Genomic DNA, 22070 nt, shown 5'->3' with positions numbered 1-22070 from the left:
TCAGAGTGAAAAATCGGCCAGCCGCTCACTGGCGGTCAATCCCTGGCTCTTAATCATCTCCAGGCTGTCGGCCAACTGCTGCTGCCAGACCTGTTCATCCCAGAGTTCGAATTTGTTCAACTGCCCGACCAACATGGTCTTCTTTTCCAAGGAGGCATATTGTCTGAGCGGCGGAGTCAACAAAACCCGGCCATTGGTATCCAACTCACACTCCTGGGCATAACCCAGCATCAGGCGTTTCATCGCCCGCTCCTGCGGTTGGAAATCAGACAAGCCGAGCAGTTTGTCGGCAACTTTGTTCCATTCGTTTACCGGATAGATCAACAGACAGGGAGATTGGATATCCACAGTGATCACCAGCTTGCCCTGATGATCGGCATGCAGAGGCTCGCGGTATCGCGTTGGCATAGCGATCCGCCCCTTGGCATCCAGATTCAAAGCACTTGCGCCGGAAAACACTTGGTTTCATCCTTGCTCAGTTAATAGATCCACAAATATCCACAAATTCCCACAGATGCTAAGTTTAGGGACAGTCAACAAGGATTGTCAAGCAATGCAAACTCGAATAAAGCCAGTCACCAAGCGGGTTAGCAGCGTGTCACAACATTTTTTGCATTAACGAATTCCAAGTGGCAAAAAGTGGTGCAAACGCACCTGTCAGGGGAAAATTTCGACACAGGTCAGGAGGATTTTCACAGTGAAAAGAAATGATTGTGGAGAAGTTTCCCAAAAATGAGCATGTGAGTAATACGATCCAGCGCAAACTTTGTCATGACTCAAAAGACCCAGAACAAAACACTAAAGGAACAGAAAAACAGTTTGTCACCCTTATAACCTAACGCTGTCAGGTCATGCAGCGAACCGCTATTGTGAATACAAAGAAGCAATTTATTCTTACCCCAAAAACCCAAGGAACCAGAAAGAACAATAACAGTCTAAATTTTAAACACTCCTGGCCGATAAAAGGATATGAGGCTTACAGGCAATGCGGTGTTCAACTGGAAAAACATCGTAAAATCAGGGGGGACATCATGGGATTGGACAGCATTTACGCCATGTTGGCACGCCCGGTCAAAGCGGTATTTCAGCCCAAACGCGAAGTGGAGCAGGTCAAAACCAGCTCCGCCATAGCGCCCGACAGCCACGAAGCCCCGCAATCGCAACTGCCTCCCGAGATAGACAAACGTGAAAAAGTCGCTGATCGCCGCAAAGAGCAGAAAGGCTTTGCCCGCGAGCGGCGTAAACATAACCGCCGCCAGGAAGATGAAAAAAGGGATGAGTCCAGGGCGCAAGAAGAAGGCAAGGGTAAGATCATAGATATCGATGTCTGACCTTGCCTATGAATGTCATTGAATCAAGGCTTCACAGCTGCGCCGCCACCCGCTGGCGTATCTCGGCCAAATTGGTTTCACGAAGCAGTTTGCCATCCTCATAAACGGTTTGCAGCAGCCCCTGGGCTTCTTCAGTCACCGAAACATCGTCTCGCAGCACCAGCTCACCGTCTTGCATAACCACTTGCAGTAGCCCCTTGGCAGAACGCTTTTGGCTATCAGTCTTGGGTGCCTTGAAAATCGCCAGCGGCTCGCCGTCTTTTATCACGTGGGTCGCCTTGACTGCCGAGCCATGGGTATCTCGGGTGACATATTGATAGCTGTATGAGCCAATCCCCAGCACGACTTTGGAAGCAAAACCTTTATCCATCAAACGCTGCAGTATTTGTCGTTGACGCTCGAGCGTGATGGCATCGCCATAAATGGCACCCACATGGTTATCCAATAGCTTGTAACCCTTGTCAGTCAAGGTGCCGCCAAAAATCTCCCACAGGCACTCTATAAGCCCCTTCACCTCGCAGGCCATCAGGGTTTGGCGCTGCAGACCGATAAACTCACCATGCCAACTTATCGCCTCATAACCGTTATCGGCCGCCTTTTGCAATGCTTCATCCAGGCCGCATTCGCGGATAAGTGATTCAGGCGCCAGCTTATAACCGCTGAGAATTGTCACAGGGTCGCCGGAGTCGGGGCGGATCACCAGGGTGCCGTCACGCTCGAGGATCTCCTGCTTGAGTTCAGGTAAGTATTGAGTCACCAGAGTCCAGAAATCCCAGGTATCGGACACCACACTGAGGATCCCCTTGGGAGACTGGGTCTGCATCAGATAACGGAAGAAGGCGATCTCCCCTTCGAGGATCCAGGAACAGGTCACCGAGTGCTCGGTGGCATCCACTGAGGCGCCGACCAACTCCTTATCGACATCGGCACCATAGTACTTCTCGGCAAACAGCACCGCCGGAATGGTGTCGGTTCCAACAAAGCCGCTGGCCAAATGGCCAAAACCACTCATGGCAGCGGCCTGCTTACCGAACATGCCGCGAAAACTGAAGTCATGCCCCTGAAACGCTACCATCTCGGCGGGCAGGCCTGTCTTGTCGGCGAACTCTTTAAAGGTGCGCAGGTAAGCAACGGCCGTGGTGGCACTGGTTTGTATCGGCCAGTTTTCACAACTGAGCACGGTTTCTATCATGTTGGTCAACCAGGGGAAATCCGGATGGGTGTTGACTATAGTCAACGGCGGCACCAGATAAGGCACCAGAGTCCCCTCTTCCAGCGCCTTGATCCTCAGCGGTAAATACCCAAGGTCGTGGAGTTTTTCCAGGTAAGAGACATCGACACTGTACCCCAGCATGGCACTGAGAATGCGCTTGTGGGCGGCCACGGCCTGCGCCTTGGGCTGACGAAAGAAGCTGTCCCACTCCTCCATTAAATAGCTCTTGATAAAATACTGCAGTCCAACAAAGGCAACCTTGTCATTGTCCATTATGTTGGCATTGCGACCGCTGCGGGAAGTGAAGTTGGCATACACCTCGGTCACCTGAGGATGATAGGCGCGACCATGAAACTCTTTGTAGACATCCTTCTGCATTGAGGGGGCGATGATACTCATAATAAACTCCTTTTATTCAAACAGTTTCAAGGTGTGCAGCTCAACAATTTGCGACTCAAACGGATGCAATGGGCACACTGAATCTGTGGTAAACACGGCATCAATCAAACCTTCCAGCGGCTCTATTCCGCGAGAAAATAGGCCATGGGTCACATAGAGTCCCACTCGGGCGGCGCCTTTTTGTTTCAAAAGCCGCGCCAGCTCGATAAAGGTTCTGCCACCATCGCAAATATCATCCAGGATCAGCAGACTGCGGCCAGCAACATCGGCGTTCAACTCGGATGCCAATATGGCGCCCGTCGCCGGATCCCGGCGTTTATTGGCCTGAAAGACTTCGGCCTCAATCCCAGCGGCACTCAGCGCATCGGCAACCTTGGCAATCTTGTGGCTGGCACCCTTATCAGGCGCAAGCAGTGCCGCCTGGTGGGTTTGCAGCCACTGCTTCAGCTGCGCAAACTGACAAACCAACTGCGCCTGATGTACCTGCTCGGCCTCAAGCAGTTGCTCACTGACCGCCGAGTGCAGATCCCAGCAGCGGATCTGGCTGAAGCCGGCATTTCGCAGCAACCCCGTCATCACGGCGGCGGAAAAAGCCTCACCGGCGACGCAAACCCTGTCTTGGCGGGCATAGGGGAAATAGGGAAGTTGCAGTGAAACCTGAATGCCGGGGGCGGCGCGGTCCAAAGCATCTTTGATCAGCAGCAGCTGCATGATGGCATCACTGCTCTGCAACCTGGCACAGATAATCGCGCTCTGTACCTGTTGTCCATCAAAACCTGCCAGACGCACATGCTGCTCACCACCGGCAAACTGCCATTGCTCAACAGTCAACGCCTGTCTGGTCGCATCTTTGTTTACTAGCTCAATACTGATATCCATATCGCTCACCATTAAGTGTCTTATTGACACTTAATCTAAAACAGCTAGTTAGAGCAGTCAAGTTTATTTTGAGTCAAAAGGACACTTATATAAAAAGAAAAATTAAAACAATGGATAAGACAGTGGTAAACCAAAGAAGCTCAAATGACGTTTCAAGCTTCCAGGTTGCGTACAAAGCGATAATCGGCGGCTTCAGGCAATACCCGGTAGAGCTGGGGTGGGCGACCGACTTCGACCCGGCCCTCTCCACAGGGGGCGAGCACGCCGGCCTGCTCGATTCGCCGCCGGAAAGATTTCTTCTGCAGTGGCTTACCCAGAATAGCCTCGTGCACTCGCTGCAATTCGGCCAGGGTAAACAATTCCGGCAAGGCAAAAGCCGCCACCAGGCTGTAAAGCGCCTTTTGGCGTAAGCGCTCCTGTGCCAAGGTTATGATATCGGCGTGATCAAAGGCCAAGTGTTCGGGCAGCGACTGCAAGCTGAACCAGCGGCTCTCTTCAGAACCTTCCATGACGGGCTCAAGATGGGGCATCAACGCATAATAGCTGATGGTGACCGACCAGCCTCTGGGATCCCGGCGGCCATTGCCTATACTCTGTAACTGCTCCAGGTAGGGTGGCACTATGCCGGTCTTTTGCTTAAGTTTGCGCTTGGCCGAAGCATCGATATCCTGATCCTGCTGCAGATCAATAAAACCTCCCGGCAATGCCCACATCCCTTTGCAGGGAAACCCGGAACGCTTGACCAAGAGCACACACAATTGCCCTTCTCGTACACAGAGCAGCACGCTGTCGACACTGGTCAGCGGCAGCGGGTAGTCATGGATATTGTATTGCGCCAGATATTCGGCTTCGGTCGTCACTGTCATGGCGGGCTCACTTTGGTGTCTTTGGGGCACTATTCTGAGTCACTATTCAATGGGAGACAATAACAGCCGACAAGAAACCGCCCGGCACATCACAGTTCCTCGGTTTCATGCCAGTGGCGACAACGGTCCACCGCCTTCTGCCAACCGCGGTAATAAAGCTCCCGCCGTCCTTCATCCATGGCCGGCTCGAAGCAACGTTCAACATCGCTCCGGTGAGAAAGCGCTTCCACCGAGTCCCAGAAACCACAGGCAAGACCGGCCAAAAATGCCGCTCCCATGGCGGTAGTTTCGGTCAAGGCCGGCCGCAGTACCTGAGTATCTGTGATATCGGCCTGGAACTGCATCAGGAAGTCGTTACTCACGGCGCCGCCATCCACCCTCAGCTGCTTGAGTGCAACAGCGCTGTCTTTACTCATGGCATCCAGCAGATCCCGGCTCTGATAGGCGATGGATTCCAGCGCCGCACGTATGATGTGGTTGCGGTTTACGCCGCGGGTCAATCCTTGCAAAGAGCCGCGGGCGTTGGCGTCCCAGTAAGGGGCTCCCAGCCCGACAAATGCCGGCACCAGATAAACCCCATTGGTATCTTCTACCTTGGAGGCAAAGTACTCTGTGTCCTGGGCATCACGAATAAGCCCCAACTCGTCCCTCAGCCACTGTATGGTCGCGCCGCCCATAAATACCGAGCCTTCCAGCGCGTATTGCACCTCGCCCTTGGGGCCTACAGCCACGGTTGTCAGCAACCCATGCTCTGAGCGCACCGCCTTGTCACCTGTGTTCATCAGCAAAAAGCAACCTGTGCCATAGGTATTCTTGGCCATGCCGGGTTCGACGCACAGCTGGCCGAACAGCGCCGCCTGCTGATCCCCGGCCATGCCGGCGATAAGAATTTCACTGCCCTCACCGGCAATCCGGGTTGTGCCATAAACAGCCATCGACGGCTTGACCTCGGGCAACAACGAAGCTGGGATGTCCAGCGCCTGTAACAGGGTCTGATCCCAGCATTGTTTGTGGATGTTGTAGAGCATGGTGCGCGACGCATTGGTGGGGTCGGTCACATGTACCTTGCCCTCGGTCAGCTTCCATACCAGCCAGCTGTCGATAGTGCCAAAGAGCAACTCGCCTCTTTCGGCCCGCTCGCGGGCACCCTCGACATTATCCAGCAGCCACTTAATCTTGGTGGCCGAAAAATAGGGATCCAGTAACAAACCTGTATTGTCGCGGACATAGTCCTCCAGCCCCTCGGCCTTGAGCTGCTCACAGATCTCCTTGCTACGCCGGCACTGCCAAACAATGGCGTTGGCAATCGGCTTACCTGTGAGCTTATCCCAGATGACAGTGGTTTCCCGCTGATTGGTAATGCCGATGGCCGCCACTTCGTCACTGTGGATCCCGGCGCGGGCAATAACCTCTATCAGTGTCGAACTCTGGGATGCCCAGATTTCCATGGGATCATGCTCGACCCAACCCGGTTGCGGGTAGTGCTGACTGAACTCTCGCTGGGAGACGGCCACGATATTGGCCTGCTGATCGAAAATAATCGCCCGTGAGCTGGTAGTACCCTGATCCAGGGCAATAATATATTTCTTTTGCACGTGAAAGCTTTCTTGGGTTGGCTGAATTAATTTTGTTGCCAAGGCTGATCGCCCCGGGGTAAGCCGATTTCCGCTTCGGGAATATCACACTCCTGCGCCGGGTAATACCAAACGGCGGCAATCTTATCGCCCCTCAAGCTATAAACGCCCATATTACATTGGCTATTTTGCTCGCCATCCTGCTGCCAGCTGACCTTTTCCAGGGTGCTGACATAGTTACCCGAGCTCAGCGAGCCAAGAATACTGGCCTTGGCCCCCGGCAAAGTTTGAAAATAGTCGGTCATAGCCGCGCCCAATTCCGCATGCCCGGAAGCCTGTCTGTCGACCTTGGTGATGCTGACATTAAACCAAGTCACCTCTTCCGTGGTTTGCGCCAACATCAGCTCAATCTTTTGCTCATTGAAACCTTGAATAAACATACTGACAGGATCTGACTCAGCCAAACTCGGCATTGAAATCAGTGAGATAGCACTGGCAAACAGAAGTGGATATTTCATGGGCTTATTATTCTTTTGTTGGCAATAGCATGAATATAAGCCCTGAGACCGGTCACGCCAAGTATAAAACAGCCTTAGGTCTAACCTTGGTGACCATCAAGCCGGTCTGGCCTACCTGACAGATATGAAAAAGCCCCGCTCGGCGGGGCTCTTGTCTCATTCCTTGGCTGGAATGGTATTACATCTTGTAGGTCACTTGCAGACCCGCCAACCAGACGTGGCCGCTGGCATCGCCCTGGAAGGCAACCTGAGCCAGGCCCATCAGCTCCTGAGTCTCGTTGATAGGGGCATCACCGTGGGCGTGGATATAGGTCAGCCCCAGATCCACTGTCAGGTTCTTGCTGGGCGCATAACCGGCACCGACACTGAACCAGAGACGGTCGGTATCTGGAATAGTGATGGTACGGTATTCATCGTCAACCGCAGTCTTATCCAAGGCCACACCGGCACGCAGCAACCATGCGTTGTTCAACTGGTAGCTGGTACCCAGAGCAAAGCGCCAGTTGTCTTTGAAGTTTTCTTCCTTAACCAGATCGGATTCCAGGCCACCGACCGGCTTCTGCTCGCCGGGGAAATACGCCACCAGCTTGTTGAACACGCTCCAGTCGGTCCAGTTGATGCTGGCGTGCATCGCCCAGTTGTCAGTCAACTGATGGTAAGAAGCCAGCTCGGCAAATGCCGGCAGCTCCAATGGCAAGTAGCCTTCAACCTCGGCAGTACCGCCTGTATACACCAGGCCGCGCGCCTGACCATCCAGATCCAGCTCAACGTGGCTGTGATAGGCGATGCCCAAACGGTGATTAGCATTGATCTGCCAGCTGGCACCCACTTGCCATCCATAACCGAAATCATCACCTTCCAGATGCTTAAGCTCAGTGCCGGCAGCAGGCAGACGCGAAGTCACCTCTGCAGGCAAGCCAGGGATAGCACGAACACCTTCAATCCAGCCGGGAACCGAAGCACCGATTTCACCGTCACCATATACGCCGCGCAGACCGGCACCTACAGTGAAACGCTCATCAATACGGTAAGCGATATTGGTATTCAGCTCTACTGTGGTAATGGCTGTCTTGTTACCAAAAATAGAGGCGGCATGAGCGGCCGGCAGTTCGGTAGACAGACCATAGTTGGAGTTCAGAGCCAGGCCCCAGGTCCAGCTGTCGTTGAGCTGGTTGGAGTAATAGAAGTTAGGTACTGCAGCATTATCGGCCACATCGAGCGCATCAGCATTCATTGTGATAGGTTGCGGCAGCAAAGGCGATGCCAGCGAAACCCGCCCCGTGGCGTCAACGTCCGGCATCACATAGATGGCACCGGCAGAGATCTGTCGACCTTCAAGATAGCTGAGCATGGCAGGGTTACGCCCCTGAACCGCTGGGTTATCGGCCATGGCCGCTTCACCGGCGAAGGCACGTCCAAGTCCGGTTGCGGAAGATTCCGCCAGTTGGAAACCCGCCGCTTGTACCTGAGTCGTTGCACCCACAAAGCTGGCCGCAATGGCGACAGCAATAAGTTGTTTCTTCATTGTTATTCTCTGCCTATTCATTTAGCAATTTCTAAATAGAGTAATCACTCCATTTTGTTGCGGCGCAGTTTACTAACACAGGATATCTTTGCAAGCAGAAGGCAAAAAACAGAGTAAAACACCACAAAAATCACCACTCAAAGACAGAAAGGTGACCAAAATCACTTTAAAAGTGCTTAAAACAGAGAGTAAATGGCATTAACGTTTGCTGAAAAGGATTAAAAAAACACAACAAAGTCATTATAAATTATTGAAAAATAACACACTTAAAATAAAAACCCATAAAAACACTTGTTCACTTAATTTAAACCAGACAAACAGCATAAATCACTAAGTATTCAAAGCTCTAGTCTGCCGCCCTATAGATAAAACAATCAAATGGTTGTTTTTAAATGACAAATTCTAGTTTAAGACGGTCAACATACTTGTTTGGAACACAAGAGAGCAGCCCAGTTACCAAGCCACTGGTCTGCTCTCGTACAAGCGTACGCTGAAACAACAGGCAGGATTAGGCACGCCAGCCCGGTAGCCCGGCTTCATAATCGGCGATGGCCTGCTCATGGGACAGAGTCAAGCCGATGGCATCCAGTCCATTGAGCAGCTTATGACGGGCAGATTCTGCCAGTTGAAATGCAAAGCGTTTCCCGGAGGGTGAAACAACCTGGCACTGCTGCAGGTCGACCTTGATTTCACTGCCTTCGGTCGCCGCCACCTCCTCAAACAACTGCTGCACCTCAGCGGCCTCAAGGATCACCGGCAATAAGCCATTATTGATGGCGTTGCCGTAAAAGATATCGGCAAAGCTGGGCGCAATAATCACCCGCAAACCATAGTCGGCCAGGGCCCAAGGCGCGTGTTCACGGCTGGAACCACAACCGAAGTTTTCCCGCGCCAGTAAAATAGAGGCTCGCTGATATCTGGGCTGGTTCATCACAAAGGCAGGATCCGGCTGCTCACCGGCATCATCCAGATAGCGCCAGTCGTGAAAGAGATGGACACCGAAGCCATCCTTGGTGACCTTGGACAGAAACTGTTTGGGGATGATCTGATCCGTATCCACATTGGCGCTATCCAATGGCACCGCAATTCCCTGATGAATAGTAAAAGCCTGCATTTTATTTCTCCTGGCCTGCGTAGCGGATATCGACAAAGTGACCGGCAATGGCTGCGGCGGCGGCCATGGCAGGACTCACCAGATGAGTACGACTGCCGCGCCCCTGCCGCCCCTCAAAGTTGCGGTTACTGGTTGAGGCGCAGCGATCGCCGCTTTCCAGGCGATCATCATTCATCGCCAGGCACATGGAGCAGCCCGGCAAGCGCCACTCAAACCCGGCCTCGACAAATAGTTTATCCAGCCCTTCGGCTTCGGCCTGAGCCTTTACTTGTCCCGAACCAGGCACCACTATGGCGGTCACGCCGTCAGCCACCCGTCGACCGCGGATCTGCGCCGCGGCGCTACGCAGATCTTCGATACGTGAATTGGTGCATGAACCGATAAAGACCTTGTTGATGGCCACATCCGTCATCAGGGTACCCGGAGTCAAACCTATATAATTCAGCGCCTTTTCCATACTGCCGCGCACTGTGGCATCGGCCTCCTCGGCAGGGTTGGGCACAGGTTTATCTATGGCCACCACTTGGCCCGGATTCGTGCCCCAGGTAAGTTGCGGCGCGATTTCACTGCCTTCCAACTCCACATAAGCATCGAAGATGGCATCTTCATCGGACTTGAGCGTCTTCCAGGCTGTCAGGGCGGCATCCCAGTCGGCCCCCTTGGGCGCAAACTGACGTCCCTCAAGATAGGCGAACGTGGTTTCATCCGGCGCGACCATGCCGGCCTTGGCACCCATCTCAATCGCCATGTTGCACAGCGTCATGCGCCCTTCCATCGACAGGGCACGAATCGCGTCACCGCAAAACTCCACCACATAGCCGGTGCCGCCATCCATGCCTATCTTGCCGATAATCGCCAGCACCACATCCTTGGCGGTAATGCCCTCTCCCAGTTGCCCCTTGACCTCGACTCTCATGGTCTTGGCCTTGAGTTGCCGCAGCGTTTGGGTGGCCAGCACATGCTCCACCTCCGAGGTGCCAATACCGAAGGCCAGCGCGCCAAAGGCGCCGTGGGTAGCGGTATGGGAATCGCCACAGACAATAACCGTACCCGGCAGGGTAATGCCCAGCTCAGGCCCCATCACATGCACTATGCCCTGATTGGGGTGGTGAATATCATAAAGACGCACACCGAATTCGCGACAGTTCTGTGCCAGGGTTTCAACCTGAGTGCGCGCCATGGGGCTCAAGGCGTCCAGACTGGCGCTCTTGGTCGAGGTGTTATGATCCATGGTGGCAAAGGTCTTATCCGGTGCCCGAAGTGTGCGCCCGGCCATCTTCAGGCCACTGAAGGCCTGGGGTGAGGTCACCTCGTGCACCAGATGACGGTCGACGTAAATAATCGGTGCTTCCCCCGCCGGCGTCGCCACCAGGTGGGCATCCCACACCTTTTCATACAATGTCTTGCCCATTACACCCCCTCCCGAATCGCATTGGCGATATAGTCGCCCATCTCTGCCGTGGTCTTGGCATTATCCCGCTGCTCCGGCGCCAACAACTCACAGGTAAAGAAGCCATCTGCCAGCGCCTTGCCTACGGCGCGCTCTATCGCTGCCGCCGCCTCTTCCTGCTGCAAGCTGTGGCGCAACATCAAGGCCGCCGACAGTATCTGCGCTACCGGGTTGGCAATCCCCATGCCGGCAATATCCGGGGCACTGCCACCGGCCGGTTCATAGAGACCAAAACCACTGCTGTTGATGGAAGCCGATGACAACAGCCCCATGGAGCCGGTCAACATGGCGATTTCATCGGAAAGTATGTCGCCGAACAGGTTGGAGCACAGCATCACATCAAAATCCCAGGGGCGACGCAGCAGTTGCATGGTGGCATTGTCAATATAGATGTGTTCCAGTTCCACATCCGGATACTCGCTCGCGACCTGCTCGACCACTTCACGCCAAAGTACCGAGCAGGCCAGCACGTTGGCCTTGTCGACCGAAGTCACCTTGCCGCGGCGGCCGCGGGCGGCCTCGAAGGCGATATGGGCGATACGGCGGATCTCGGCGCAGCTGTATCTCATGGTGTCAAACGCCTCTTCGCTCTCGCCCTCCCCCTGACGCCCCTTGGGTTTGCCAAAGTAGATACCGCCTGTCAGTTCACGCACGCACAGCACATCAAACCCTTTGGCCGAGATATCGGCGCGCAGCGGCGACAGATGTTCCAGCCCCTGATGTAACTTGGCCGGTCTGAGGTTACTGAATAAGCCGAAATGGCCCCTCAGTGGCAACAGCGCGCCGCGCTCGGGCTGTTCATTGGGAGGCAGTTTTTCCCATTTGGGGCCGCCTACCGAGCCGAACAGAATCGCGTCAGCCGCTTCACAGCCGGCCAGGGTCGATGCCGGCAACGGGCAGCCATGGTTATCTATCGCTATGCCGCCGACATCATATTCGGCGTACTCCATTGCCAGACCAAAGCGTTGCTCTACCGCCGTCAGCACCTTACGGGCCTGGGCCATGACTTCCGGGCCTATGCCGTCGCCGGCCAATACCGCTATCTGATAACTCATACGCCACCCAACTCCTTTCTCTGTTGTATTTTCTGTTTATGATCCGCCACCTGGTCGGCGCGCTGAATAAGGTTCATCACATGCACCAGGGCCGCAGCCGAAGCCTCAACCACATCGGTAGCCAAGCCGACACCGTGGAAATTGCGTCCCTGGTACTGAGCCGTGATATCCACCTGCCCCAGCGCATTCTGGCCTTCGCCTTTGGCGCTCAACTTATAGCTGCAGATATCCACGCTCTGGCCGCTGGCACGGGCTATCGCCTTATAGGCGGCATCCACAGGGCCATTGCCGGTGGCGGCTTCGGTCACTACCTCACCGGCGGCTTCAATACGTACAGTGGCGGTGGCCATGCCCTCGGTAGAGTCGGATTGCACCACCAGCTGTTGCAACTGGAAGTGATCGTCGGCCGCCGCCCGGCCTTCCATATACACCAAGGCTTCCAAATCATAGTCGAACACCTGGCCCTTCTTGTCGGCCAGTTTCAGGAAGGCGTCGTACAACTGATCCAATGAATAATCCTGCTCTGAATAACCCATCTGCTCCATTCGATGCTTGATCACATGGCGGCCGGAGCGTGAGGTCATATTCAGGTGATTGCGATTCAGGCCTATGCTCTCAGGTGTCATGATTTCATAGGTGTTTTGCGCCTTTAACATGCCATCTTGATGGATACCGGATGAATGGGTAAAGGCATTGGCGCCCACTATCGCCTTGTTGGCCTGAATCGGCATATTGCATAACTGGCTCACCATGGAGGAGGTGCGGTGAATTTCCTGAGCCTTGATGCCTGTCTCCAGCCCCAGGATGTCTTTGCGGGTCGCCAGGATCATGGCGATCTCTTCCAGTGAGCAGTTACCGGCTCTTTCACCTATGCCGTTGATTGTACACTCAATCTGCCGGGCCCCCTGTTGCACCGCCATGATGGAGTTGGCGACCGACAACCCCAAATCGTCGTGGCAGTGCACAGAGATCACCGCCTGATCGATATTGGGCACCCGGTTGAACAGGGTTTGAATAATGCCGCCGAACTCGCTGGGAATGGTATAGCCCACTGTGTCCGGAATATTGATGGTGCGGGCCCCGGCTTCGATGGCCGCCTCAACCATGCGACACAGATTATCTATCGGGGTCCGGCCGGCATCTTCGCAGGAAAACTCCACATCATCGGTAAAGCGCCTGGCATACTTCACCGCCCCTACCGCCATCTCCAGTACTTGGTCGAAGGAGCGCTTCAGCTTGCTCTGCACATGGATATTTGAGGTTGAAATAAAGGTATGAATGCGGAACTGATCCGCGACCGACAAGGCCTGGGCCGCAGCGTCGATATCTTTCTCCAGTGCCCGCGACAGGGCGCAGACCCGACTGTTTTTGATGGTACGTGCTATGGTCTGTACCGACTCAAAGTCGCCGGGAGAGGAAACCGGGAACCCCACCTCCATGATGTCGACCCCCAGGCGCTCGAGAGCCATGGCTATCTGCAGTTTTTCTTTCACTGTCAGGCTGGCTGCCAGCGCCTGCTCGCCGTCCCGTAAGGTGGTATCGAAAATAAACACTCTGTCAGACATCTGGATTCTCCATTCAGGGGGTTCGATTGATTTTTCCCGTGCCAGAAACAAAAAACCCCGCGGTTTCTGGCGCGGGGTTTTGAGTTCTGGCTTGCTAATCGACGTGCAAGTCTAGCTCCTCCGCGCAGGGACTGCGAGAGTAAGGAGGAGGAGAGACAGTTGCATTTGTGGGTTCATTTAGCCGTTCTATACCAGATAAAAATTCGTTTAAAGTGGGTTTATATTCTTCCCACCGGGTTCAAGAAGTTCAATAATTAACTGCCTCCTTGCTCGCTGTCAAGCCTATATTTCTCAGCATCAGTTGAAAATTTCGGCTTAAAGTGCTGATTTGCACCATTCAAGCCTTGGTGATCCAAAGCTAAATAGATGAATAAAATCTTGCCGATAGCATCATTTTTGTGCCAAAAATGATAAAAAATAGTTATTATCCCAACACGGTTTCGCCCGGCAAAACTCACCTTCACTCAGCGGAGAAAAAATGGATTTTCGCCTCTTGGCACTGAGCTTGCTCCTGTGGTCATTTTCTTGTGTGCTTTGGGCCGCGGAGCGGTTGGACACTCTGGCCAACACCCTCTATCAATATCCTACGCTGGCGCTGACCCAAATCAACGAGCTTGAGCGTCAGACCTCAGAGTTGAGCCAGGCCCAAGTGCTGAGATTACAATTATTTAAATGTGAAGCACTCCTGCAATTAGGAGACAACGGCGCCGCCATCAATCTAGCCGAACTGGGAGAAGCCAGAGCCAAGCAACTCAGGCTGGAACAGGCAGACAGTTATTTTCAAATTTGCCGCGCCGATGCCTATGCCAATTTCGATGATCTGAAGCAATCACTGCTGTTACTCGATGGCGCCATTGAGCAGGCCAAACGCCACAATCAACCCCAGGCTCTGGTCAACGCCCTGAGACTCAAGGGCCAGCTGGAAAACGACCTTGGCAACTATGGCACCGCCATTGAAGATCTGCGCCTGGCGCTGGACATCTACCCGGATATCAGCAGTCAAAATCCGTCCTGGCTATGGCCACCTCTGGCCTATGTTTACGGCGACATGGCCAGCCTGATGTATTCCACCGGTGACCTGCGCCAAGCGGCCTATTATCTCAAGTTGGCACTGGACACAGATGAAGCCAAAGGCAAGGTGCGCCATGTGCTGTTATTGATGGCCGCCAGAGTCGCGCTGGCGCAAGAGAATATGGCCCAAGCCGACAGCCTGCTGAAACAGTCCAAAATTCTGCTGCCCGAGATAGGCTCACCGCTGGAGCTTGCCAACAGTTACAGCCAGATAGCCGTGATAGAACTCGCCAGGGGCAGAACCGAGATTGCCGATGAGTTAGTGGGTATTGCCCTGCAGACCTATGAAAAACAAGGCAAAGTAAACAACTATATGCGTGCTACCCGGCTATTGGCCAGGGTACGTCTCGCCCAGCGCAACGACGATGAAGGCATAAGGCTGCTGATGCAGGCGGCGCAGCAGGCCGAGCAGCTGCAACTGGCCGATGAAGTGGCCTATACCCAACAGCTTATCAGTGACTATTACGCCGAAAGAGCAGAGTTCAAACCGGCATACGAGGCGATGAAACTGGCGGCCCAGGCCGCAGCCGAGGCCCAAAAGCAGCTCAACAATACCCGCTTTATGCAATACAAGGCCAAGCTCAGCCAGCAGGAACAGTTGCAGGTAGAAACCCAGCAGAACATTCGTCTTGCCAGTGCCGATCAGCGCTCCAAACTGAGCCAGGCTTACGGCGCCATCTCTGTACTGGCACTCGCCATCATAGGTGCGCTGATCTGGTTGGTCAGTCGCCGTAACCGCTGGCAACAACCGAGTACCGAGGCACTGGAAAAACTGCCTGCGGCCCAGCAGCTGGATGCCATGCTCAGCAGTGCCAAGAAGGGCAACTACCCCTTGAGCCTGTTATTGCTGAGTACCAGCCATATACGTCAGGTGGATCTTTCCGCCCTGCAGCGGGCGCTGGAACAGAAACTCAGAGAGCAAGACAGACTGCTGCGCTACAGTATGGATGAGATGGTGATCCTGCTGCCCTACACCTCGGTCCAGGGCGCCTTGCAGGTCAGCGAGCAACTCAAGCCGATAGTGCAGAGCTGGCAAGTAGATCACTGTATACCTATTGGAGTCGCGACGCTGCAGCAGCCCGATACCCTGGATAGCCTGGTGAAACGTGCCGGCGTCAACCAACTCAGTCAGCAGAAAGCCGCCGAGCAACATCAGTCACCGGCGAGATAAGCCTCTATCTCGTCGAGGAACTGATCGCCAAAGCGGGCCAGTTTGCGCTCACCAACACCATTGACCGCCAACATCTCACCCTGGCTGGTAGGCAAAATCGCCGCCATTTCCGCCAGGGTTGCATCGTTGAATACCAGATAGGGCGGAACGTCCTGCTCTTCCGCTATGCTGCGCCTTAACTGCTTGAGGCGGGCAAACAGCTTGCGATCGTAGTTGAGTGGCGCCTTGCTGCTGACGTTGCGCCTGCGGGTAACATGCAAGTCAATTCTAGGTTCGGCCAACATCAGTGCGACTTCGCCCCTGAGCACAGGCCTGGCGGCCGGATTCAGGCGAATACTCGAGCCGCGGGTAATATCCTGGCTCGCCAGCCCCAAATGGATAAGCTGTCTGGTCACACTGAGCCAGTGTTCATGGCTCTTGTCTTTGCCGACACCCCAGGTGGATAACTTGTCGTGCCCCCGGTCGACCACGGCGGCCGATTTGGAACCTCTGAGCACCTCAATCAGCTGGTTCATGCCAAACCTCTGCCCCAAGCGATATATACAGGACAGCACCTTCTGTGCATCCTCGGTGCCGTTGTAGCGTTTCGGCGGATCCAGGCAGATGTCACAGTTGCCGCAGGGCTCCAGCGCCGGTTCATCGAAGTAGTGCAGCAACACCTGGCGGCGGCAGGTCTGAGCCTCGGCAAAGGCCGCCATGGTATTGAGTTTATGCAGTTCCACCTGTTGCTGCGGCCCGGGTTCACCCTGCTCAATCAGGTGGCGCACCCGGCCGATATCGGCGGGCTCGAACAGCATAAAGGCTTCGGCCTCGAGACCATCTCGCCCGGCGCGGCCGGTTTCCTGATAATAGGCCTCTATGCTCTTGGGCAGATCGTAATGCACCACAAAACGCACGTTGGACTTGTTGATCCCCATGCCGAAGGCGACCGTGGCCACCACTATATCCAACTGTTCCTTGAGAAATCTGTCCTGGACACTGGCACGCTCGTCGCCGCTCATACCGGCATGATAGCCTTCGGCTGCATAGCCCTGTAGCCGCAGCCTTTCGGCCACTTCATCGACCCGGCGGCGGCTGGAGCAATAAACAATCCCGGCGGCGCCGTTCTGCGCGGCAATAAACTGACGCAATTGATTGGCAGCATTGAGCTTTTCCGCCACAGTATAGCGAATATTCGGTCTATCAAAGCTGGAAAGAAGCACATAAGGGGCGATATTGAGCCGCTGGCAGATATCATCCCGGGTCGCCTTATCGGCGGTGGCGGTCAGCGCCATCACAGGCACGCCGGGAAACAGCTGTTTCAGGCGGCCAAGCTGGGCATATTCGGGGCGAAAATCATGGCCCCACTGGCTGATACAGTGCGCCTCATCCACGGCAAACATCGACAGCGGCAGGGATTGCAGCCGCTCAATAAACTCATGCTGCAGCAAGCGCTCCGGCGAGACATACAACAGGCGGATCTCCCCCTGATGCAACTGGCGCAGCACCTTGAAGCTCTGCTCCCTGGGCTGGGATGAGTTGAGATAAGCGGCATTGACCCCGGTCTGCAGCAGGCTGTCGACCTGATCTTTCATCAGGGAGATCAGCGGCGAAACCACCAGAGTCAGCCCTGGCATTAACAATGCCGGCAGTTGGTAACACAGACTCTTGCCGCCGCCGGTGGGCATGATCACCATGCAGTCTTCCCCGGCCATCACACGTTCAATCACCTGGCGCTGCCCTTCACGGAAAGTGCGGTAGCCGAACACCTGCTGCAAGGCTTGCTGCATAGGGTCTTGGGGATGATTTAGGCTCTCGGGAGCGATATTCAGCGGCTGATCCATGACTGTCTGTGTCCAAAGAAGAGGCCGCTATTCTAAATGAAGCCAACACCAGAGTGCCAGCCAAGAGGGGATTTTTCCGCCCGGACTAGGCAAACGGCCATATTAGCGTTAGATTGATTGCTCTAAAAAACAACAACAGCAGGAAGCCCTATGAGCCAGGACATTCAAGCCGAGGTACTCGCCAAGGTAGCAGAAGTATTTGATAAACATGTGCCTTTTCACAATCTTCTCGGCCTTGGGATCCGCCGATACGACGCCTCTGGTGTCGAAGTGGAGATCAAAATGAAGCCGGAGCTAATCGGCAACATACATCAAAAAATACTCCATGGCGGGGTTACCGCAACTGTGCTGGATGTGGTTGGCGGCCTGACGGCATTTTCCGGCTTAGTTATCAGTCGCGACAACTGGACAGTGGAGCAGTTGCAACAGCGACTGCAAACCCTGAGCACCATAGATCTCAGGGTCGACTATCTGCGCCCCGGCTGGGGAGAAGTCTTCAGCGGCACAGGTACAGTGATCCGCGCCGGCAACAGGGTCTCTGTCTGTCGAATGGAGCTGCATAATGAAAAAGGCAGCCATATCGCTTTTGGTACAGGGACTTACATGGTCGGCTGAGAGGCTGTTTAAAACTCAAACACTGAATCTGTTGTCGATAACTTGAGCCGAGGGGCTTTGCCCCCTACAATCGCCCTTCTCTCCTTTTCGTCATTGTGTAGTACCTATGCCTGAAACCGAATACCGCAAGGGGGTCATTCTCGCCCTTTGCGCCTATATTTTTTGGGGCTTTGCGCCGCTGTACTTCAAGTTGTTGCATCATGTCTCGGCCCCCGAGATCCTGCTGCACCGCATCATCTGGTCCTTCGTCTTTATGGGGATCCTGATGCAGTTTATCGGTGGTTTCGGGCAGCTCAGGCTGTTGCTCAAGCGCCCGAAACAGTTGGCGGTACTGCTGCTGACTTCGATTCTTATCGCCGGCAACTGGCTGCTGTTTATCTGGGCGGTCAACAATGATCATATGCTGGATGCCAGCCTGGGCTACTTTATCAACCCGTTGTTCAATGTGTTGCTCGGTATGCTGTTTCTGGGGGAGCGGCTCGGGAGACTGCAATGGGTGGCGGTAACGCTTGCTGCTGCCGGGGTGGTGATCCAACTGGTTTCTTTCGGCTCGATTCCGCTGGTATCCCTGGGGCTCGCAGCCTCCTTCGGTTTCTACGCCCTACTGCGCAAAAAGGTCAATGTCGACGCCAAGACAGGCCTTTTGGTCGAAACCGCGGTGTTAATGCCGGCAGCATTGGGCTTTTTACTGCTGGGCGGCGGTGAAGCCGGCGCCAATATGCTCAGCAACAGTTGGGATCTCAACCTGCTGCTGATGGCCGCCGGTATCATCACCACCATCCCCTTGCTGTGCTTTGCCGGTGCAGCAGTGCGGATCCCGCTGATCATGCTGGGCTTCTTCCAGTACATAGGCCCAAGCATCATGTTTATCATGGCGGTGACCCTGTTCGATGAACCCTTCGATATCGAAAAGAGTATTACCTTCGGCTTTATCTGGGCCGCCCTGGTGGTATTTACTTTGGATATGCTGCGAAAACGCTCTCGCAGGTAACAAACACAACCGGCCCGGATGGAGTTTCCGGGCCGGTTAAACAATATTCAACATTTATCCCGGCAGGTTCTGCCCCAGTCCCTTAAGCAAACTCTCCGCTTCAGGCATACTCAGCAGCAGGCTGTAACCAAGGTCGGTCGGCAATAACAAAACGCTATCTGTTTCCGTCAGAGCCACAAACGCTTTGCTGCCATCGTTGAGCCGATACCACCCCAGGGTGTAACCGGGCAGGCCTATGCCCTGAGTACGCATGCCAAGCCTGGGGCCACTGGCATCGCCGAGACTAATCACTTTCGCCTCTGAGACACGAAGATGCTCTGGAGCCAGGCTCTGGCCGTAGAAAGGCACCTCGACCACCAGGCTTTGAGCCGTCAATTCCACCTTGGATGCCTGCGCTTGCCAAAATACCCATACAGATCCCACCAGTGTTACCAACAGTAAACCCGAGGCGGCGCTCTTGGCCGTTGCCGGCATCTTTCGCCTGCGGATAAACAGCAAGATGGCCGCCAACATCAGTATCAAGGCGATAAAACTGCCGCTGGCGACGCCGGTCAATGGCGCCAACTCGTAACTTCCACTGTTCATTTATAGCTCCTTAACAGATAGGCATAAGTGGTCTTAGCTTAGGCTTCTGAGACATAATATGTCAAAAAATAAAATCTCACAGTAATAAAAAGCGTGCTCGACTAAAACTGAAATCAAAACCCGAGAAGAGCCTTAATGTGGTCTGCAAGACTTTAATCCAAAGAAGGAGTGGATGATTTTAAAATGCAGGGGATTGATATATAAACAGAATCCATGACCAAGCAACTTTGGAGAAGGTTTACACTACGGAAACTGTGGCACTCATTCGACTCGCAAGCAAAAGCCTAGAACTAAACAATCTGGTAAATAATCACGAGGCTGACAAGCACCTGCAAGACGAATCAAACAGGGACGGATACGGCGCCGGACAATGCCGATTTATATCCTTAGCCGCATCCCTACCTTTTCATTCCTGGAGGATTAAATTAACTCCTTGGTGGAATGATATTATTCTCTTCCGTCAACCCAATTGAGGCCATCCAGGATTCAAAGTCCACCATATTCCCCGGCAGGACTATCTTGCTGCCAGGCTTACTCAGACCGCTGAGCTGCGCCAGATACTGTTCACCCAGTTGCATCCGCAATGCGTTTTTGCCACCGGGCGCAGCGATCACTTCGGCCAACTTTTCTATCGAACCTGCAGTCGCGCGGGCAATCGCCAGTATCTCCTCGGCCTTACCTTCAGCCTCGTTGATTCGGCGTTGCATCTCACCCTCTGAGTGGTTGATCATCTCCTGCTTCAAACCCTCGGAACGATTGATCTTGCTCTGCTTATCACCTTCGCTCTTGGCCAACAATGCCCGGCGTTCACGCTCGGCATTGACCTGCATCTCCATAGCGTTTTTCACGGTTTCCGGCGGCGTAATATTCTTGATTTCATATCTATGCACCCGAATACCCCAGGAGGCGCCGGCCTGATCCAGTACCTCTACCACCTTGGCACTAATCAAGTCGCGCTCTTCAAAGGTGCGATCCAGCTCCAGAGTACCTATCACAGAGCGGGTGGTTGTCTGCGCCAGTTGAATAGCCGCATAACGGTAATCGGTTACCCCGTAGCTGGCCTTGACCGGATCCACCACAGAAATATAGATAACCCCATCGACTTCGACATTCACTTCATCGCTGGAGAAACACTCCTGAGGCGGCACATCAATAGTTTCTTCTTTCAGGTCATGGATATAGGCGACCTTATCGATAAAAGGCAACAAAGCGTGGAAGCCGGCATCCAGGGTCATATGATATTTACCCAAACGCTCCACAATGTAGGCAGATTTGGTTGGCACCAAGCGAATCGACTGAAACAGCTTGATGATAAAGACCAGGAAGATAAGCCCCCAGATCCCCAGTACTATCATGTCGGTATCTATCTGTCCCAGATTCATTTGCGCGCTCCTTTGCTACCGGCAGCTGTATTGCTGACTTGCTGAATACCCTCGAAAAAACCTTCCATCTTCGCCAGTTCAGTAGGAACCACAGAAATATCTGCCTTCTGCAATATCTCACCGACCTGTTCGATAAACTGTTCTTTCAGCTGCATGTTCATCGCCTCGTTCCCACCGTTGACCGCCAGCGCCTTGGCAACCATGGCCATACTCTCGGCCTGGGCGTTGGCAACAATCGCAATCTCCTGCGCCGTACCCTGAGCCTCGTTAATGCGCTTCTGCTTCTGGCCCTCTGAGATGTTAATCGCTTCCTGACGCTCACCCTGAGACAGGTTGATCATCGCCTCTTTCTCGGCGCTGGCCAGGGTGATTTCAGCGCGCTTGCGGCGCTCGGCTTCCATCTGCTTCTCGAGGGTGTGGATCACATGCCTGGATGGGCTGATATTTTTGATCTCATATCTGAGCATCTTGATCCCCCAGGGATCGGACGCCTTGTCGATTTCGCGAACAATCGCCTCGTTGAGCGCGTCACGCTCTGAGAAAGTTTGGCTCAGACTCAGTTTACCTATCTCGGAACGCATTGTGGTTTGTGCCAAATTTACCGCCGCCAGACGGTAATCTTCAATACCATAGCTTGCCAGCTTGCCGTCCATCACCTTGAGATAAACCAGGCCGTCGACTTCCAGCTGGATATTATCCTTGGAAATACAGCTCTGCGGCGGTACATCAAGCACCTGCTCACGGGTATCGTGCCGATAAGCCACTCGATCGAAGAAGGGGATTAAAAAGTGAAAACCAGGCTGCAACACTGTGCGGAATTTTCCCAAACGCTCAATGACATGCACCTCACGCATGGGCACAATCAACATCAGCTTATAGAGAATAAACAGAACAAAGAGTATAAAAATGGTAAATGCAAACATAGAGTCCTTCCTGCTTGATT

The 22070-nt window shown here is 54.0% G+C and carries 20 protein-coding genes; 4 read left to right on the top strand and 16 right to left on the bottom strand.

The annotated features are described in order from the left end of the window. On the bottom strand, positions 1-459 hold the full coding sequence (gene mraZ / locus CX651_RS12130; protein ID WP_039035209.1) for a division/cell wall cluster transcriptional repressor MraZ: 459 nt from the start codon (positions 457-459) through the stop codon (positions 1-3). Positions 460-1028: 569 nt separating this feature from the next. Between mraZ and CX651_RS12125 the strand changes: the two genes are divergently transcribed. Then, positions 1029-1331: a hypothetical protein gene (locus tag CX651_RS12125; RefSeq protein WP_373296845.1), complete on the top strand. Its 303-nt coding sequence runs from the start codon at positions 1029-1031 to the stop codon at positions 1329-1331. A gap of 31 nt (positions 1332-1362) precedes the next feature. On the opposite strand, the gene CX651_RS12120 is transcribed toward CX651_RS12125, so the two are convergent. The 11 genes from CX651_RS12120 to CX651_RS12070 all read right to left on the bottom strand — a co-directional run bounded on the left by CX651_RS12120 (position 1363) and on the right by CX651_RS12070 (position 13947). Continuing rightward, a complete protein-coding gene (locus CX651_RS12120; protein WP_101056261.1) occupies positions 1363-2943 on the bottom strand; it encodes a nicotinate phosphoribosyltransferase in 1581 nt (526 codons plus the stop codon). Positions 2944-2955: 12 nt separating this feature from the next. Beyond that, positions 2956-3822, bottom strand: a complete 867-nt coding sequence (gene prs / locus CX651_RS12115; RefSeq protein ID WP_157822682.1) for a ribose-phosphate diphosphokinase — start codon at positions 3820-3822, stop codon at positions 2956-2958. Positions 3823-3974: 152 nt separating this feature from the next. Beyond that, complete coding sequence (locus CX651_RS12110) at positions 3975-4688, bottom strand: NUDIX hydrolase (protein WP_101056259.1); 714 nt, start codon at positions 4686-4688, stop codon at positions 3975-3977. A gap of 89 nt (positions 4689-4777) precedes the next feature. Further along, entirely contained in the window at positions 4778-6283 is a 1506-nt protein-coding gene (gene glpK, locus CX651_RS12105) for a glycerol kinase GlpK (RefSeq protein WP_101056258.1), read from the bottom strand. A gap of 26 nt (positions 6284-6309) precedes the next feature. Continuing rightward, positions 6310-6780, bottom strand: a complete 471-nt coding sequence (locus tag CX651_RS12100) for a nuclear transport factor 2 family protein (protein ID WP_101056257.1) — start codon at positions 6778-6780, stop codon at positions 6310-6312. Positions 6781-6958: 178 nt separating this feature from the next. Continuing rightward, positions 6959-8305, bottom strand: a complete 1347-nt coding sequence (locus CX651_RS12095; protein ID WP_101056256.1) for an outer membrane protein transport protein — start codon at positions 8303-8305, stop codon at positions 6959-6961. Between the two features lie 508 nt (positions 8306-8813). Next, complete coding sequence (leuD, locus tag CX651_RS12090; RefSeq protein WP_101056255.1) at positions 8814-9419, bottom strand: 3-isopropylmalate dehydratase small subunit; 606 nt, start codon at positions 9417-9419, stop codon at positions 8814-8816. Position 9420: 1 nt separating this feature from the next. Further along, entirely contained in the window at positions 9421-10830 is a 1410-nt protein-coding gene (gene leuC / locus CX651_RS12085; RefSeq protein WP_101056254.1) for a 3-isopropylmalate dehydratase large subunit, read from the bottom strand. Further along, entirely contained in the window at positions 10830-11924 is a 1095-nt protein-coding gene (gene leuB / locus CX651_RS12080) for a 3-isopropylmalate dehydrogenase (RefSeq protein WP_101056253.1), read from the bottom strand. The genes leuC and leuB overlap by 1 nt, the downstream gene beginning before the upstream one ends. Further along, entirely contained in the window at positions 11921-13489 is a 1569-nt protein-coding gene (leuA, locus tag CX651_RS12075) for a 2-isopropylmalate synthase (protein ID WP_025888145.1), read from the bottom strand. The genes leuB and leuA overlap by 4 nt, the downstream gene beginning before the upstream one ends. A gap of 254 nt (positions 13490-13743) precedes the next feature. Next, a complete protein-coding gene (locus CX651_RS12070) occupies positions 13744-13947 on the bottom strand; it encodes a hypothetical protein (RefSeq protein ID WP_146144605.1) in 204 nt (67 codons plus the stop codon). Positions 13948-13967: 20 nt separating this feature from the next. On the opposite strand from CX651_RS12070, the gene CX651_RS12065 reads away from it, so the two are divergent. Next, positions 13968-15731, top strand: coding sequence for a diguanylate cyclase domain-containing protein (locus tag CX651_RS12065; RefSeq protein ID WP_101056252.1), 1764 nt, complete (start codon positions 13968-13970; stop codon positions 15729-15731). Here CX651_RS12065 and recQ read toward each other — a convergent pair. Then, positions 15713-17500, bottom strand: a complete 1788-nt coding sequence (gene recQ, locus CX651_RS12060; protein WP_373296844.1) for a DNA helicase RecQ — start codon at positions 17498-17500, stop codon at positions 15713-15715. The two genes, CX651_RS12065 and recQ, sit on opposite strands and share 19 nt — an antisense overlap. A gap of 204 nt (positions 17501-17704) precedes the next feature. On the opposite strand from recQ, the gene CX651_RS12055 reads away from it, so the two are divergent. Both CX651_RS12055 and rarD read left to right on the top strand, forming a co-directional pair. Beyond that, positions 17705-18169 carry a thioesterase family protein gene (locus CX651_RS12055; protein ID WP_044733531.1) on the top strand — a complete coding sequence of 155 codons (465 nt, stop codon included), beginning with the start codon at positions 17705-17707 and terminating at the stop codon, positions 18167-18169. Between the two features lie 106 nt (positions 18170-18275). Then, positions 18276-19160: an EamA family transporter RarD gene (gene rarD / locus CX651_RS12050; RefSeq protein ID WP_101056250.1), complete on the top strand. Its 885-nt coding sequence runs from the start codon at positions 18276-18278 to the stop codon at positions 19158-19160. 54 nt (positions 19161-19214) lie between these two features. Here the strand turns inward: rarD and CX651_RS12045 are convergent, their stop codons facing one another. The 3 genes from CX651_RS12045 to CX651_RS12035 all read right to left on the bottom strand — a co-directional run bounded on the left by CX651_RS12045 (position 19215) and on the right by CX651_RS12035 (position 22050). Continuing rightward, positions 19215-19745, bottom strand: coding sequence for a PH domain-containing protein (locus CX651_RS12045; protein ID WP_101056249.1), 531 nt, complete (start codon positions 19743-19745; stop codon positions 19215-19217). A gap of 425 nt (positions 19746-20170) precedes the next feature. Next, a complete protein-coding gene (locus CX651_RS12040; RefSeq protein WP_101056248.1) occupies positions 20171-21127 on the bottom strand; it encodes an SPFH domain-containing protein in 957 nt (318 codons plus the stop codon). Continuing rightward, on the bottom strand, positions 21124-22050 hold the full coding sequence (locus CX651_RS12035) for an SPFH domain-containing protein (RefSeq protein ID WP_101056247.1): 927 nt from the start codon (positions 22048-22050) through the stop codon (positions 21124-21126). Before CX651_RS12035 ends, CX651_RS12040 begins: the two co-directional genes overlap by 4 nt. Between the last annotated feature and the right edge of the window lie 20 nt (positions 22051-22070).

This window comes from Shewanella chilikensis (genome assembly GCF_002836945.1).
In the GTDB taxonomy this organism is placed as follows: domain Bacteria; phylum Pseudomonadota; class Gammaproteobacteria; order Enterobacterales; family Shewanellaceae; genus Shewanella; species Shewanella chilikensis.
The sequence above is the reverse complement of the archived record's forward strand: the minus strand, read 5'-3'. Positions and strand labels throughout refer to the sequence as shown.